Annotated in this window: 13 protein-coding genes and 2 pseudogenes; 6 read left to right on the plus strand and 9 right to left on the minus strand. The window is 70.0% G+C overall.

Annotation, left to right across the window (positions count from 1 at the left end):
• The first annotated feature begins 434 nt into the window (after nt 1–434).
• From ACQF4J_RS44295 to ACQF4J_RS44310, 4 genes are all read left to right on the plus strand, one after another.
• Entirely contained in the window at nt 435–2,693 is a 2,259-nt protein-coding gene (locus ACQF4J_RS44295) for an MMPL family transporter (RefSeq protein WP_427168338.1), read from the plus strand.
• Nucleotides 2,690–3,403 (plus strand): LmeA family phospholipid-binding protein, encoded by a 714-nt coding sequence (locus tag ACQF4J_RS44300; protein ID WP_427168339.1) that lies wholly within the window; start codon nt 2,690–2,692, stop codon nt 3,401–3,403. The genes ACQF4J_RS44295 and ACQF4J_RS44300 overlap by 4 nt, the downstream gene beginning before the upstream one ends.
• 77 nt (nt 3,404–3,480) lie before the next feature.
• On the plus strand, nt 3,481–4,329 hold the full coding sequence (locus ACQF4J_RS44305) for an inositol monophosphatase family protein (protein WP_427168340.1): 849 nt from the start codon (nt 3,481–3,483) through the stop codon (nt 4,327–4,329).
• Between the two features lie 200 nt (nt 4,330–4,529).
• A complete protein-coding gene (locus ACQF4J_RS44310; protein ID WP_427168341.1) occupies nt 4,530–5,273 on the plus strand; it encodes an SOS response-associated peptidase in 744 nt (247 codons plus the stop codon).
• Between the two features lie 45 nt (nt 5,274–5,318).
• Here the strand turns inward: ACQF4J_RS44310 and ACQF4J_RS44315 are convergent, their stop codons facing one another.
• Complete coding sequence (locus tag ACQF4J_RS44315; RefSeq protein WP_351573608.1) at nt 5,319–5,663, minus strand: cytoplasmic protein; 345 nt, start codon at nt 5,661–5,663, stop codon at nt 5,319–5,321.
• A 22-nt stretch (nt 5,664–5,685) separates the two neighbouring features.
• On the opposite strand from ACQF4J_RS44315, the gene ACQF4J_RS44320 reads away from it, so the two are divergent.
• Nucleotides 5,686–6,306: a TetR/AcrR family transcriptional regulator gene (locus tag ACQF4J_RS44320; RefSeq protein WP_351573605.1), complete on the plus strand. Its 621-nt coding sequence runs from the start codon at nt 5,686–5,688 to the stop codon at nt 6,304–6,306.
• Between the two features lie 6 nt (nt 6,307–6,312).
• On the opposite strand, the gene ACQF4J_RS44325 is transcribed toward ACQF4J_RS44320, so the two are convergent.
• The 4 genes and pseudogenes from ACQF4J_RS44325 to ACQF4J_RS44340 all read right to left on the minus strand — a co-directional run bounded on the left by ACQF4J_RS44325 (nt 6,313) and on the right by ACQF4J_RS44340 (nt 9,444).
• Entirely contained in the window at nt 6,313–6,924 is a 612-nt protein-coding gene (locus tag ACQF4J_RS44325) for a dihydrofolate reductase family protein (RefSeq protein ID WP_351573602.1), read from the minus strand.
• Between the two features lie 74 nt (nt 6,925–6,998).
• Entirely contained in the window at nt 6,999–7,841 is an 843-nt protein-coding gene (locus ACQF4J_RS44330; RefSeq protein ID WP_351573600.1) for a helix-turn-helix domain-containing protein, read from the minus strand.
• A 110-nt stretch (nt 7,842–7,951) separates the two neighbouring features.
• Nucleotides 7,952–8,553, minus strand: a pseudogene (locus ACQF4J_RS44335) (MFS transporter); the annotation flags it as partial.
• 21 nt (nt 8,554–8,574) lie between these two features.
• Complete coding sequence (locus ACQF4J_RS44340) at nt 8,575–9,444, minus strand: IS5 family transposase (RefSeq protein WP_427168342.1); 870 nt, start codon at nt 9,442–9,444, stop codon at nt 8,575–8,577.
• A 277-nt stretch (nt 9,445–9,721) separates the two neighbouring features.
• Between ACQF4J_RS44340 and ACQF4J_RS44345 the strand changes: the two genes are divergently transcribed.
• Nucleotides 9,722–10,530, plus strand: a protein-coding gene (locus tag ACQF4J_RS44345) for an IS5 family transposase (protein ID WP_427168343.1) whose coding sequence is annotated in 2 segments (ribosomal slippage) — nt 9,722–10,079 and nt 10,079–10,530 — 810 coding nt in all. Because the reading frame shifts where the segments join, the coding sequence is not laid out codon by codon here.
• Here ACQF4J_RS44345 and ACQF4J_RS44350 read toward each other — a convergent pair.
• The 4 genes and pseudogenes from ACQF4J_RS44350 to ACQF4J_RS44365 all read right to left on the minus strand — a co-directional run bounded on the left by ACQF4J_RS44350 (nt 10,520) and on the right by ACQF4J_RS44365 (nt 14,283).
• On the minus strand, nt 10,520–11,194 hold the full coding sequence (locus ACQF4J_RS44350; RefSeq protein WP_427168344.1) for an MFS transporter: 675 nt from the start codon (nt 11,192–11,194) through the stop codon (nt 10,520–10,522). The genes ACQF4J_RS44345 and ACQF4J_RS44350 overlap by 11 nt on opposite strands.
• A 62-nt stretch (nt 11,195–11,256) precedes the next feature.
• Nucleotides 11,257–12,636: pseudogene (locus ACQF4J_RS44355) on the minus strand (aldehyde dehydrogenase family protein).
• Between the two features lie 67 nt (nt 12,637–12,703).
• A complete protein-coding gene (locus ACQF4J_RS44360; protein ID WP_427168345.1) occupies nt 12,704–13,531 on the minus strand; it encodes a thiamine pyrophosphate-dependent enzyme in 828 nt (275 codons plus the stop codon).
• On the minus strand, nt 13,531–14,283 hold the full coding sequence (locus tag ACQF4J_RS44365; protein WP_427168346.1) for a thiamine pyrophosphate-binding protein: 753 nt from the start codon (nt 14,281–14,283) through the stop codon (nt 13,531–13,533). The genes ACQF4J_RS44360 and ACQF4J_RS44365 overlap by 1 nt, the downstream gene beginning before the upstream one ends.
• Nucleotides 14,284–14,320: the final 37 nt, after the last annotated feature.

Here is a 14,320-nt window from a genome sequence, read left to right on the forward strand (position 1 = left end):
GGAGTTGAGAGGCCTCAGTGGCGAGGCTCGGGCAGAGGAACGGACGGCGATCCGCGACAAGGCGCTCGCGGGCGGATACGGCGAGCAGGTGCGGCATCGCCGAGCGCCACGCCGCAGCCCTGCAGCACGGCTGACCGCGAGCGGTACGCCCGTGCCGGCCCGTACGCCGCGCCCGTGCCGGCGACGCCGCGCCCGTGCCGACGCCGTACGCCGCGCCCGTAGCCGTGCCGACCCGGTCATCGAGCGGCAGCCGACCACCGGCAGGGTGTACCCCACCCGCGACCCGCGACCCGCGACCCGCGACCCGCGACCCGCGACCCAGGGCAGGGTCGCCGGTGCAACTCGCACCCCCCCGGGCACCCGCCCGCAGCCACGCCCCGACACCATCACCGACCCACCGCCCCGCACGCCGTGGGCTGAGAAGAAACGACGGCATGACCAATCAACCTGTCACCCCCCAGCAACCCGCCCGCACCGAAGCGCCCGAACGCGTCGGCCGGCTGCACCGGCTCGGCCGCTGGTGCGCACGGCGACCGTGGTGGGTGATCTGTGTCTGGCTGCTGGTGCTGCTCTCCGCACTGGCCGCCGACCGGGCCTGGGGAGGCAGTTACGACGACGACTTCGCCCTCCCGGGCACCTCCGTGCAGACCGGATCCGACCTGCTGGACGCGCACGGCTCCGCCGGCGTCCGCGGCACCGCCGCGCAGATCGTGCTGCACACCGGTACCGGGTCCCTCGCCGCCCATCGGGGCGCCGTGGACACCGCGGTCACCGAACTGAGGAAGCTGCCCGAAGTGATAACGGTGGCCGATCCGTTGAACACACCCGGCGCGGTCTCCGCCGACGGCACCACCGGCATCATGACGGTCCGCTTCACCGAGAACCCCGCCCGCTTCGCGCCCTCCTACCTGGACGGCGTCGACGACGCCGTGCACGGCCTGCGCGCCGACCGCGTCGAGGTCGAATACGGTGGTCCACTGGGGCAGTTGGCCCGACCGAAGGCCGCCGACCGCCTGTCTGAGGTGATCGGCCTCGTCACCGCCATCGTCGTGCTGCTGGCCGGGTTCGGCAGCGTGGCCGCCGCCGGACTGCCGCTGCTGACGGCGGTCGCCGGTCTGCTGACCGGAATCTCGCTGCTCGGCCTGCTGGCCGCGGCGTTCACCTTCGGCAACGCCGCACCCACGCTGGCCACCATGATGGGCCTGGGCGTCGGCATCGACTACGCCCTGTTCCTGATCACCCGGCACCGCCGGCTGCTGCGCGACGTCGACGACCCGGCGGAGGCCGCCGGCCGGGCCGTCGCCACCAGCGGCCGTGCCGTGATCGTCGCGGCGGCCACCGTCGCCCTCGCCCTCGGCGGCCTGTACGTCTCCGGCGTGACCTTCATCGGCACCCTCGGTGTCGCCGCCGGCCTGACCGTCCTGATCGCCGCCGTCGCCGCACTCACCCTGGCGCCCGCCTTCCTGGGGGTGGCCGGCCGCCGCATCGACCGCTGGCGGGTGCGCACCCCCGTCGACGAGCCGACCGGCACGGCCGACACCTGGCATCGCTGGGCCGCCACCGTGGGCCGCCGCCCCTGGCTCTTCCTCGCCGTCGGCGCACTCGCGCTGGCCGTCCTCGCGATCCCGGCCGCCTCCATGCGACTGGGCCACGTCGACAACGGCGCCGACCCGACCGACTACACCGACCGCCGCGCCTACGACCTGATCGCCGACGGCTTCGGACCGGGCACCAACGGACAGTTCACCATCGTCGCCGACCTCCGCGACGCGCACACCGACAGCGCCACGCTGTCCCGGACACTGCACGACGCCCTCGCCGCGGCCCCCGGAGTGGCCGACGTGAGCACACCGGTCGCGGCGGGCAACGAGCCGACGCTGCTCATCGCCACGGTCACACCCCGCACCGGCCCGCAGGATCAGGGCACCTCCGACCTGCTGCACCGCCTGGAGGACGACACCCTCCCAGACGCCCTCGCCGGCACCGGCGCCCACGGCTACGTCACCGGTGTCACCGCCGCCCAACTCACCTTCCGTGACGTGGTCGTGGACCGTCTGCCCGTCATCGTCGCGGTGGTGGTCGCCGCGGCCTTCCTGCTCCTGCTCACCGTCTTCCGCAGCCTCCTGGTGGCCCTCAAGGCCGCCCTGCTCAACCTGCTGTCGATCGGCGCCGCCTACGGCGTTGTCGTCGCGGTCTTCCAATGGGGCTGGGGCGGCTCGCTGTTCGGTGTGGAGGAGCCCGTACCCGTGGAGTCGTACGTGCCGATGATGATGTTCGCGATCGTCTTCGGCCTGTCCATGGACTACGAGGTCTTCCTGCTCTCCCGCATCCGCGAGTCCTGGCTGCACACGAAGGACAACCACCGCAGCGTCGCCACCGGACTGGCCGGTACCGCCCGCGTCATCACCTGCGCCGCGCTCATCATGACGAGCGTCTTCCTGGCCTTCCTGCTCTCCACCAACGTGGTGATCAAGATGCTGGCACTCGGCCTGGGCGTGAGCGTCATCCTCGACGCCACCGTGGTCCGGCTCGTGCTGGTGCCCTCCACCATGTACCTGCTCGGCCAGGCGAACTGGTGGCTGCCGCGGTGGCTGGACCGCCTCCTGCCGCACCTGGACCCCGAAGGCCCGGCACCCGCTGGAACCCCGGACGGCCAGGCCCTCCCGGCCCTCGCCAAGGAGCCGAACGGATGATCCGCGCCGCGTTCCGCCGACACCGCGCGCTGTCCATCACGGCCCTCGCCCTGACCGTCGTCCTGCTGGCCGCCACCGCGGCCGAACTCGCCGCCCGCACGATGCTGCAGGACCGCCTGGCCACGGCGGCGGGCCGGGCCCTCGGCAAGGACAGCACCGTCGACATCGACGGCGGCCCCGCTCTGCTCGCCCTGCTCGACCGGCACCTCGACGCGGTGACCATCAGCAACGACCACGCCACCCTGGGCCGTATCCCCGACGTCTCCGTCCGCGCCCGTCTTCAGGACGTACGCCTGACGGGGGAGCGCGCGGGCACCGTCGCCGCCGTCCACGCCCACGTCGAGATCCCCGCGACGTCCCTGCAGGACCTGACCGGTACTAACGGAAGTCGCCTTCCCGTCACGGACGTTCGCCTCGACGAGAAGGCCGACACCATCACCCTGGGCCTCGGCCAGGGCGGCCTCGGACAGGCGACCGTACAACCCCGCCTGCAGGACGGGCGCGTGGCCCTTCACCTCGAGAACGCCGAGATCCTCGGCAGACCCGCGCCGCCCCGATTCCTCGACCGCATCCAGAACACGCTCACGACCCGCACGGACGCCGACTACCCCCTGGGCCTCAAAGCCACCAGCCTCGACGTCACGACCACGGGCCTGTCCATCGGCCTGGACGCGGGCCACACACGGCTGCCGGCGAGGACGAGGACGTGAGCGTCGCTTTCTCAGCGCAGGTGAAGTGGCCGTGGTTGTGGCGGCACTTGGGGCCGGGCCCGTGAAAGGCTCGACGAATGGACCACGCCCTCGATGCTCCGCCCGTCGACCGGGAACTTCTGGACTTCGCCGTTCGCCTGGCCGGTCGTGCGGGACAGATGTCGGCGCAAGGCTTCTTCAGGGATGACTGGCACAGCAGTCTCAAGGAGGACGGCACCGAGGTCACCGAGATCGACGTGGCGGTCGAAGAGCTGATCAGGAACGAGTTGAGCAAGCAGGCGCCGGACGACGGAATCTACGGAGAGGAGTGCGGTTCGACCAGTGGGTCCTCAGGACGACGATGGATCATCGACCCGATCAACGGCACGACGTACTTCACCCACCGAGTGCCGCTGTTCTCGAACGACCTCGCCTTCGAGGACGAGTACGGACCGGCCATAGGCGTGATCAACATGCCGCTGAGCCGGCAAATGGTCGCGGCGGCCCGTGGGTTGGGCTGCTGGGTGCTGCCTGGTTCCACCCCGGATCTGCGGTCGGGTCGCCGCGCCCGGCTCACGGAACGGACCGCTCTGGGTGGAGCAAGGACTTTGATGCACAACCCGGCCGGTTGGCCCGAGGAACTCCTCTGCGGCCTCCACCGTCGGGTACTCCTGCTGCCTTCAACCGGCATGATCGTGGCCGTGGTCACGGGCCGAGCCGATGCCGGCATCATCGCCGGACCGCCGATGGGCTACGAAGACGTCGCCCCGATGCCCGTCATCATCACGGAGGCGGGCGGCCGTGTGACCGACCTGAACGGAGCGCCCGTCCTGGAAGGCGACATGTCGGTCCTCGTCACCAACGGCCGACTGCACGACGGGTTCTTGGAGTTGGTGCAGGGCTTGCCACACAGCCGCGACTACCGAGCCCTCGACGACGGCGATTGACGCGACCGACACCCGGCGAGCCGGCCCTGCCGTCTCTGTTCGTCGACGTCCTCCAGCCCACCGACGACGGAAGGCTGCTGCTCGCCCGCATGCCGACCCGCCCGCCCCGGCCGCCGGCACCTACCGGACGGTGGCGGCCGCCGGATGCGACACCCTACCGGCGTGCTTGCGTGGCACGGGCTTGGTGCGAGAGTGGCGGTATGTGTGGTCGATATGTATCCGCTCGCAGTCCGCAGGAGCTGGCCCCGCTCTTCCACGTGCCCGACGTGCCGGCCAAGGAGACGCTCGCGCCGAACTGGAACGTCGCCCCGACGGACGACGTCTGGGCCGTCCTCGAGCGGGCCCCTCGCGGCCAGCGTTCCTCCGACGTGGTGGTGGAGCGGGAGCTGCGGCCGCTGCGGTGGGGGCTGGTGCCGTCGTGGGCGAAGGACGTCAGGATCGGGGCGCGGATGATCAACGCCCGGGTCGAGACCGTGCACGAGAAGCCCGCGTTCCGTAGCGCGTTCGGCAGGCGCCGCTGTCTGCTGCCGGCCGACGGGTTCTACGAGTGGCAGCAGACCAAGGACCCCGGCACCGGCAAGGTGCGCAAGCAGCCGTACTTCATCCATCCCGAGGACGACCAAGTGATGGCGCTGGCCGGGCTGTACGAATACTGGCGTGATCCGGCCGTCAAGGACGACGACGATCCGGCGGCCTGGCTGATGACCTGCACCATCATCACCACCGAAGCCACCGACGCCGCAGGCCGCGTGCACCCCCGCATGCCGCTCGCCCTCACCCCCGAGCACTACGACGACTGGCTCGACCCCACCCACCAGAACGCCGACAGGCTGCGGGATCTGCTCGGCCGGCCTGCCGATGGCCACCTTGACGCCCGGCCCGTCTCCACTGCCGTCAACAATGTCCGGAACAACGGCCCGCAGCTCCTGGACGAATCCGCTTAATGAGCCTGCCCGATGCGCTTGGGGGCATTGTCCGGGAGGGCCGCCTCAGGGAGCGGACGGTCCCAACGCGGCATCCGGGCGCGGGGCGCCCGGCCGGGGTTCCTTGAGCTCGATGAACAGTGAATGGGTAGCCGTCTGACCGACGTTGCGGCCTTGATGTTCCTGCGCGTCCAGCCAGCGCGCTTGCCCCGCCTCCAGGGTGACGGGGACCTCTCGGCCGCCGGCCGCGATCACCCGCTGGAACGAGGACAAGGTCACCATGACGGTGTCCGGATGGGCATGCAGGTGCGTCGCATCGCCCGGTGCGTCGCGGTATTCCAGCACCCGCACGCGTTCGTTCTCCCACACGACCCGATACAGCTGCGGGTCAGTGACCACAGGATCGTTCATGGGACTACGGTACCATGACGGCATGGAAGTACCATATGAGTCGACGGGCCGAATCCGGCAGAAGCAGCGCACCCGTGACGCTCTTGTCGGAGCAGCCCGCTCCCTGTTGGAGAACGGACGCACCCCGACCGTCGAACAGGCGGCTGACGCCGCCGGCATTTCCCGCACCACGGCCTACCGCTACTTCCCCAACCAGAAAGAGCTGCTCCTGGCCGCGATACCGGCCATCGACCGGCCCAGCCTCCTCGACGAGGACGCACCCGATGACGTCCACGCCCGTCTCGACCTGGTGATGACCGAGCAGACGGAGATCCTGCGCAAGTGGGAGCCGCAGCTGCGGGCGGCGTTGCGGCTGTCTCTGGACCAGGAACCACAGACGCCGCGCGACGGCCGCCCGGTCCTGCGGCAGGGGAGAGCCATCACATGGATCGAGGATGCCCTGGCGCCGCTGGCGGAGTCGCACCCGCACATCGACCGCAGACGACTTGCCGTGGCCATTCGCGCCGGCTCCGGAATCGAGGCCTGGGTCTGGATGGTCGACATCGCCTCCGTGTCACGGACGGAGGCCGCGACCCTCATGCGAGAGTCGGCACAAGCGTTGCTGACCGCTGCCCTGGCACAACCCGGCGGCCTCGGTCGTTGAAGATCTCTAGCGTCGTACCTTGAACTTCAGGTGCAGCACCCTGTCGCCCTGGATGACCACGTGTGGGTCCTCCAGCAGATGCTGCTCGTCGATGCCGCCGAAATAGCGTCGGCCCGACCCGAAGACCACCGGGACCACATCCATCGCGACCTCGTCCACGAGACCGGCCGCGAGGATCTGGGCGCCCGCGTCGCCGGCGTTCACCGCGACGATCCGCTCTCCGGCGAGTTCCTGGGCCTTGTCGATGGCGGCCGCCACGCCGTCGACGAAATGGTAGGACGCTTCGGGGTGCCACCCCTCGGGCTTGGGCCGGTGGGACACGACGACCACGTGATCGCCTGCGGGTGGCTTGCCTTCCCAGCCGTTCACCTGGTCGAACAGGTTGCGGCCCATCACAATGGTGCCGATCGACTCCCACATCGACCGGACGTAGTCCGCCGACGCCCGTGAGACCTTGATGCGACTTCCGGTCCCGGAATGGTCGTACCGCTCGTCCGCGCCCACCTCGATCGGGACGTCCCCGCTGAAGTACCACTCGTGAAGGGGCCCGACGTCGCCCTTCTCGTCGGCGATGAAGCCGTCCACCGACACCACGCTGTGCATGATCACCGTACCCACGGGCCCTCCTCGACATCTCCTTGCGGTCTCGCCGCAATCCTTTCGCGGCTGGAGGGGTGCGGGCATGTAAGAAATCAATCGGCCGGCATCGGGCCCTCGTCGTGCGGACCTGTCGGCCCGGTCGGGAGTCGACGCCGCAGGGCCAGGTACTGCGTGGGAGTGTGGCCGGTGAAGTCCTTGAACTCCCTGCTGAAGTGAGCGTGGTCGAAGTAGCCCGCTGCTTGGGCGAGTTCGGACCAGTCGACGGGGCGCCGGGCGTCCACCGAGAGGATCAGGCGCGCGAAGCGGTAGATCCGCGCCATCCGCTTGGGGGTCACCCCGACATGAGTCCTGAACATGTTGGCCAGGTGGTTGCCACTCACCCCGGCGGCATCGGCCAGCGCGGCGACGGGGATCGTGCCGTGCGCGGTCTCCAGACGCCGGCCTGTGTGCTGCACCAGGTCGAGGCCACGTGCCGGGGCGTCGGCCAGTCGTGATCGCAGCTCCTCCTCCAGCACCCGCAACGTCTCGGCGGCCGACGCGGTATCGCCGACCCGGTTGCGGATCCGGTCCGCGGAGCGTTGCCAGAGGGCATCGGCCGGCGCCCAGCGGTCACGCAGCTCGCTGGCCGGCAGATCGACGAACGGGGACATCCCCCAGGGTTTGAAGTGCACGCCGACGAGCCGCACATGCGGGGGGTACTCGAAGAGGAAGCGCCTGGTCCACACGCCCATGAACCACGCATCGGTGAAGACTGCCAGTGGCACCGAACGGTCGGAGTCCCACAGCCGGACGGGTCCGCTCAGGTGCAGGAAGAAGTGTGCCGACGGCATCGGCGGAACGTTCATCAGCCGGTGGTGCGGCACCCCGGTCAGACAGTAGAGGTCGTCGATGAACTGGTCGAGCGGCGGAGCGGGCACCCGGCCGACGTATTCCATGGATTCAGTGTGGCTGTCGGGGTTCTTCAGCGCATCAAGCACAGGGGGCGGGGCGGTACGGCCCTTTCGGTGCCGTACCGCCCTCCTGTCACGGGTCCGACCGCGGGCTCGGCGGCCGGAGCGTTCGCGGTGGCCTCCGCCTGTGCCGCGGCGGCCCGGCCGGGCAGGGTGAGCACGGCCAGGAATCCGGCGACCGCCACGGCGGCGAAGAAGTAGAAGCCCCAGGGGTGGCCGATGCCGGCCGCCACGAGGACACCGGTGATCGACGGGCCGACGATGGAGCCGATGCGGCCGATGCCGGAGGCCGAGCCGAGGGCGGTGCCGCGGACCGAGGCCGGATAGAAGTTCGTCACGTACGCGTAGACCAGCACCTGGGCCGAGAAGACGAACACACCGGTGAGGAAGACGACGGTGTCGAGGAGCAGGTCGCTGTGCATCCTGACGCTGAGGCAGGCCAGCATGGCCACCGATATCGCGAACCAGCCGAGCGTGGTGTGCTTGATGCCCGCCGGTCGGCCACGAACCCGCCCAGCACCAGGCCGACGACGCCGCCGACGTTGAGGATGAGCAGTTGGGTGACGGCCGTGGGGACGGGGTAGCCGGCGTCGTTCATGAGCTTGGGCAGCCAGGTGTTGAGGCCGTAGACCAGGAGCAGGCCCATGAACGAGGCGACCCAGATGCCGATGCCGGCGCGGAGGTAGGCCGGCTTTAGAGGTCGTTTTCTCCCGTTGTTTCATCCCGGAATCTGCTGTTTGGTCTGCAGTATCGGGTCGCGCCAGGAGATGATGTTCTCGCTGGTGAGGCGGCGGACCATGAGGTCTGTCATAGCGATGTGGACCATGGCTTCGGAGCGGGCGGGTAGGGTTTCGTAGTCGCGGGCCAGGCGGCGGTGAAGCATGAGCCAGCCGTAGGTCCGCTCGACCACCCACCGCTTCGGGATCGGAGTGAATCCCCTGGTCCCGGGCGGGCGTTGCGTGATTTCCATGTCGATGCCGAGGCTGGCGGCGTGCTCGACGAGGTGCTGGCGGTAGCCGCCGTCGACCCACACCTTGCGGATGCGGGGGTGTTCGGCGGCGACCTGGTCCAGGAGCTGGTTGCCGGCGATGGAGTCCTGCACGCTCGCCGCGGTGACCAGCGCGGCAAGGAGGAGCCCTGTCGTGTCGGTGACGATGCTCCGCTTCCTCCCGACGATCTTCTTCCCGGCATCGATGCCCTGGCCGGAGACGAGCACGCTGGTGGAGGTCTTCACGCTCTGCGCGTCGATCACGCAGGCCGACGGTTCGGCCTCCCGTCCTTCCTTCTGCCGTAAGAGTTGCCTGAGCAAGCCATTGAGCTGGGCGAACACGCCTTCCTGCTGCCACCTGGCGAAGTAGCCGTAGACCGTGTTCCAGTGCGGAAAGTCGTGCGGAAGGTAGCGCCACTGCACCCCGGTACGGTCCACGTACAAGATCGCGTCCATGATGTCGCGCAGGTCGTGCTCGGGCGGCCGGCCGAAGTCCAGGGCCCGGCCGCGGCGCTCGAAACGCCAGGCCGAGAGCACAGGCTCGATCAACTCCCAACGGGCATCGGACAGATCACTCGGATACGGGCGTCGCTTCGGCATGCTTCCGGCGTACTGGCTGCGAACGAGTGCGCCCAGTCGCACACCAACGGCGGTCGAAGCACACGTCCTCGAAGACCGGGCATCCTGGGATGAGACAGGATTACGGCCTTTTCCGTCCCATCCGCAACCTCCCACGACTCGCCAGCATCCACTGTCTCCGCGACCTCGCCTGCACCGCCACCCACCGCTTAAGGAATCGCCTAATAAGCGGACGTGATAGATGAAAACGACCTCTTAGACAGCGTTTCTAATGGCGTGATCACTCGTTGAGCCGTGCATGACTGATCTGGTGGAGCGTTTGGTGCCGGACGAGTTGTGGACGCTGTTTCGGCGGGTGGTCCCGTCGACGGAGGTCATACGCCCGCAAGGTGGCGGGAGACGGCGGGCGGGGGACCGTGAATGTCTGGCAGCGATCATCTTCGTGGCCACCTCGGGCTGCACGTGGCGGCAGCTTCCGCCAGTGTTCGGACCGGCCTGGCCCACCGTCTACCGGCGCTTCGCCCAATGGAGTCGGGACCGTGTCTGGGCTCGGCTCCACCGCGTCATCCTCGACGAGCTCGGCGCCCGGGGCGAGTTGGATTGGTCGCGGTGCGCGATCGACTCGGTCAGCCTGCGGGCGGCAAAAGGGGGCCACTGACCGGACCGAATCCGACCGACCGCGGCAAGCTGGGATCGAAAATCCACCTGGTCACCGATCGGAACGGACTGCCGATCTCGCTGGGGATCTCGGGCGCCAACATGCACGACAGCCTCGGCCTCGAACCGCTCGTACGCGGGATCCCACCCATCCGATCCCGCCGCGGCCCACGGCGACGAAGGCCGGCGAAACTGCACGCGGACAAGGGCTACGACTACGACCATCTGCGCCGATGGCTCCGCAAGCGCGGCATCCGCCACCGCATCGCACGCAAGGGCATCGAGTCCTCAAAACGGCTCGGCCGACACCGCTGGGTCGTCGAGAGAACGGTCTCCTGGCTGGCCGGATGCCGTCGTCTCCAGCGCCGTTATGAGCGCAAGGCCGAACACTTCCTCGCCTTCGTCGGCATGGCCGCTGCCCTCATCTGCCACCGTCGCCTCACCAAATGAAACGGCGTCTACCGTAGGAGTTCGCCGAATGCGACGCGCTGGGCGCGCTTCCTTGGCGCGGACGAACGCCTCCGACTCCGGCAGACGGAACCACTGGACGGCCGCGATGACGAGTCCGGCGATGCCGAGGACGTAGAACAGGACCTGCCAGTTGTCGGTGACCTGCAGGGCCAGCAGGGACGTGATCACGGCACCGGTGTGGTAGCCGGTCATGGTCAGCCCGGCGTGCAGCGGGCATGTGCTCGGCCATCATCGTCAGCGACGCCGGCATGCAGGCGCCGAGAGCGATACCGGCGACGAGCCGGAGCGCGGCGAACATCCCGACGGAGGTGGCCAGGGGCACCAGGAGGGTGAAGACGGAGAACTCCACCACTGAGCCGATGAGCAGCAGCCGCCGTCCGAAGCGGTCGGCGAGCGGGCCGACCAGGACAGCGCCGATGGCGACGCCGACGAGCGAAAGCGTGGCGACCGTGGTGGCGTCCGCGGCCGTCATGCCCAGGTGACGGGTCTTGAGCAGGGTGGGGATGATGGCGCCGAGGACGACGAGGTCGTACCCCTCGAGCATGACGGTGATCCAGCACAGGACCACGGTCCAGACGTTGCGGTCGGACGTGCTCGTTCTCGAGGCGGCGCCGGTGGTGTCCGGCGCGGTGGTGGGTGTCATGGCTTCGTTCCCTCTGGAGCGGCTACGGGGGACGGGATGGAGGGCGGACGGGGGAGCGGGGATCAGAACGGGTAGTCGGCGATGTCCGGGCGGACCGTGACCCATTGGGTCTCGGTGAAGGCCTCGACGTTGGCGGCGGCTCCGCCGAACCGGGACCCGGTACCGGAGGCCTTGACTCCGCCGAAGGGCGCGTTGGGCTCGTCGCCGACGGTCTGCTCGTTGATGTGGACCTTGCCGGAGTCGATCCGGTCGGCGAGCTTCATCGCCGTACCGACGTCGCCGAGGATGCCGACGGACAGGCCGTACTAGCAGTCGTCGACGATCCGCGCGGCCTCCTCGAGCGTGGTGAAGCCGATGACGGGTGCGACGGGACCGAAGATCTCCTCGCGCCACGCCCGCATGTCGGTGGTGAGGCCGGTCAGGACGGTCGCCGGGTATCCGGCGCCGTCGATCTCGCCGCCCGCCACCAGCGTCGCGCCCGCCGCGACGCTGTCGGTGACGATGCCGTGCACCCGCTCCAGCTGCCGGCGGTCGATGATCGGGCCGAGCGCCACGTCTTCGCGGGCGGGGTCCCCGACGGGCAGCGCCCGCGCCTTCGCGGCCAGCGCGGCGCTGTACTCGTCGAGCAGCGACTTGTGCACGATGTGGCGGCCGGTGGTCATGCAGATCTGCCCCTGATGCAGATACGAGCCGAACGCACCGGCCGAGGCCGCCTTCTGCACGTCCGCGCCCGGCAGCACCACCAGCGCGTTGTTCCCGCCGAGTTCGAGGTGGGTCCGCTTGAGCAGACGGCCCGCCTGCTCGCCGATGGCGCGGCCGACCGGAGTGGAGCCGGTGAAGGAGATGACCCGTACCTGGGGTGCCTCGACGACCGCCTGGCCGACCGCGCCGTCGCCCGGCAGCAGATGCAGCAGTCCGGAGGGCGGCCCGGCCTCCTCGAAGATCCGGGCGATGACGACGCCACCGCTGACCGCCGGCGGGAAGTTGAACGGCGCGATCACGCTCACGATGCCGGCGGGGCGGCGCCGGGCGAACGACCAGCGGGCCTCCTCGGACGTCAGTACTTCTCCCTGAGGGTGCGTGGGCAGGCCCGCGCACTCGAAGCACTCGCCGATCGCTAGCTGCACCTCGAGCGCCGCCTTGGCCCGTACCGAGCCAGCCTCGCGTATCAGCCAGTCCTCGATCTCGGCGGCGTACTCGGTGAACAGCTCGCCCGCGCGACGCAGTACGGCCGCCCGCTGCCGCGGGGGCGTGGCCGCCCAGGACCGCTGCGCCTCGGCGGCCCGGGCGGCGGCGCGGTGCACGTCCTCGGGTGTGGCCAGGCCCACGGTGCCGAGCTGTGCGCCGGTCGCCGGTTCGGTGACCGGGTGTTCGCGGGTGGCGTCCTGCCAGCCGTCGCTGAGGAACTTCTTGCTCCAGACGTCGCTGTCCAGGAGTGTCATCGGTCTTCCTTCCGTCACCCGAGGGGGATGGGTTCTGCGAGGTGTATGCGTGGGGTGGGCGTCGTGGTCAGGACGGTGTTGTGAGCGCCGTGTCGACCTGGATCAGCCGGGGTCCGTCCGGGCGTCGGGACAGCGCCGCCCGTAGTTCGTCCACGCTGTCGACGTGCTGGGCGGACACGCCGTAGCCCTCGGCGATGCGGGTGAAGTCCAGGCCCGGGATGTCCATGCCGGGTGCGTCCGGGACACCCAGCAGGCCGCTGAACCAGCGCAGCGCGCCGTAGGTGCCGTTGCGTAGCAGCACCACGGTCACGGGCACGCGGTGCTGGGCGGCCGTCCACAGGGCGGTGATGCCGTAGTTGGCCGAGCCGTCCCCGATCACGCCGACGACCGGCCGGTCGGGCTGGGCCATGGCGACCCCGACGGCGCCGGGCAGGCCGAAGCCGAGTCCGCCCGCTGCCGGGAAGTAGTAGGAGCCGGGGCGTCGCAGGTCCATCTGGCGCCACCACGAGGAGTTCGTCGAGGTCGACTCCACCACGTACGCCGTGTCTTCGGGCAGTTCGTCCCGGAGGGAGGCGAAGACCTCCTCGGGATGCAGTCTCGTCCCCTGTGCGGTGGCCGGCGCGGGGGCGGGCCGGTAATCGCCCGCCGGCTCCGTCGACGCGTCGAGCAGCTTGAGCAGCAGGTCGATGACGGCGGCCGGGTCGGCTGCCAGAGCCTCGCCCATCGGCGCGCGGGCGGCGCCGGAGGCGTCCTCCGTGACCTGGATCAATCGCGTGCCCTCGGGCAGATACCGGCCGGGCAGGTACTCGTGATAGCGGAAGACCGGTGCCCCGAGCACCAGCACGAGGTCATGCCCCGCGAAAGCCCGGGCGACGGGTTCGATGCCCGCGGGCATCACACCGCGGAACTGCGGGTGGCGGTTGGGAAAGGCAGCCGGAACAGCGACGGTGCCGCCCACACCGGAGCCCCGAGCCGCTCGGCCAGCCGCACCGCGTCGTCGAAGAGACCGGCGGAGTCGATGTCACCGCCCAGCACCAGCGCGGGCCTGCGCGCTGCGGCGACCGCATCCGCCAGCCGGCGCCCCTGCTCCGCGCCGGGGACCGCGGCGCGGAGCACCGGTCGGTCCAGCACGGCCGACGCGTTCTCGTCCGCGTCCACCGCCCAGTCGTCGTAGGGGACGGAGAGGTAGGTGGGCCGACGCTGCAGCTGCGCCTCGAAGACGGCCTGGGCGAGGGCCCGGGGCACGTCCTGGGCACAGGCCGGCTCGGCCGCCCAGCCGACGAGCGGCTTCATCAGCGACGGGGCGTCGACGTTGGCGAGGTTGGCCTCCGGCCCGATGGCCGGCCGCACCTGCTGGCCGGCCACGACGACCAGGGGAGTGCGCGAGGCCACGGCGTTGGTGAGGGCACTCATCGCGTTGCCGGAGCCGGACGCGGCATGCAGGTTGACGAGCACCGGACGTCCCGTGGCCTGTGCGTAGCCGTCGGCCATGCCCACCACGGCACCCTCGTGCAGCCCCAGGACGTACCGGAAGCCCTCCGGCAGGTCGGCGAGGAAGGGCAGCTCGTTGGAGCCGGGATTACCGAAGACGGTGGTGAGCTCCTGGCGCTGGAGGAACTTATGGCAGACACAGCGCACGGATGGCACAGATGTTCCTTTCGTAGCGGCGTCGCAGTGACGCAGG

The sequence above is a fragment of the Streptomyces sp. C1-1 genome, from assembly GCF_050214755.1.
Taxonomy (GTDB): domain Bacteria; phylum Actinomycetota; class Actinomycetes; order Streptomycetales; family Streptomycetaceae; genus Streptomyces.

Bases quoted from the DNA above. Each gene is read 5' to 3' on its own strand.
- ACQF4J_RS44295 (WP_427168338.1), top strand. From the start codon at position 435: ATGACCAATCAACCTGTCACCCCCCAGCAACCCGCCCGCACCGAAGCG.
- ACQF4J_RS44300 (WP_427168339.1), top strand. From the start codon at position 2,690: ATGATCCGCGCCGCGTTCCGCCGACACCGCGCGCTGTCCATCACGGCC.
- ACQF4J_RS44305 (WP_427168340.1), top strand. From the start codon at position 3,481: ATGGACCACGCCCTCGATGCTCCGCCCGTCGACCGGGAACTTCTGGAC.
- ACQF4J_RS44310 (WP_427168341.1), top strand. From the start codon at position 4,530: ATGTGTGGTCGATATGTATCCGCTCGCAGTCCGCAGGAGCTGGCCCCG.
- ACQF4J_RS44315 (WP_351573608.1), bottom strand. From the start codon at position 5,663: ATGAACGATCCTGTGGTCACTGACCCGCAGCTGTATCGGGTCGTGTGG.
- ACQF4J_RS44320 (WP_351573605.1), top strand. From the start codon at position 5,686: ATGGAAGTACCATATGAGTCGACGGGCCGAATCCGGCAGAAGCAGCGC.
- ACQF4J_RS44330 (WP_351573600.1), bottom strand. From the start codon at position 7,841: ATGGAATACGTCGGCCGGGTGCCCGCTCCGCCGCTCGACCAGTTCATC.
- ACQF4J_RS44340 (WP_427168342.1), bottom strand. From the start codon at position 9,444: ATGCCGAAGCGACGCCCGTATCCGAGTGATCTGTCCGATGCCCGTTGG.
- ACQF4J_RS44350 (WP_427168344.1), bottom strand. From the start codon at position 11,194: ATGACACCCACCACCGCGCCGGACACCACCGGCGCCGCCTCGAGAACG.
- ACQF4J_RS44360 (WP_427168345.1), bottom strand. From the start codon at position 13,531: ATGCCCGCGGGCATCGAACCCGTCGCCCGGGCTTTCGCGGGGCATGAC.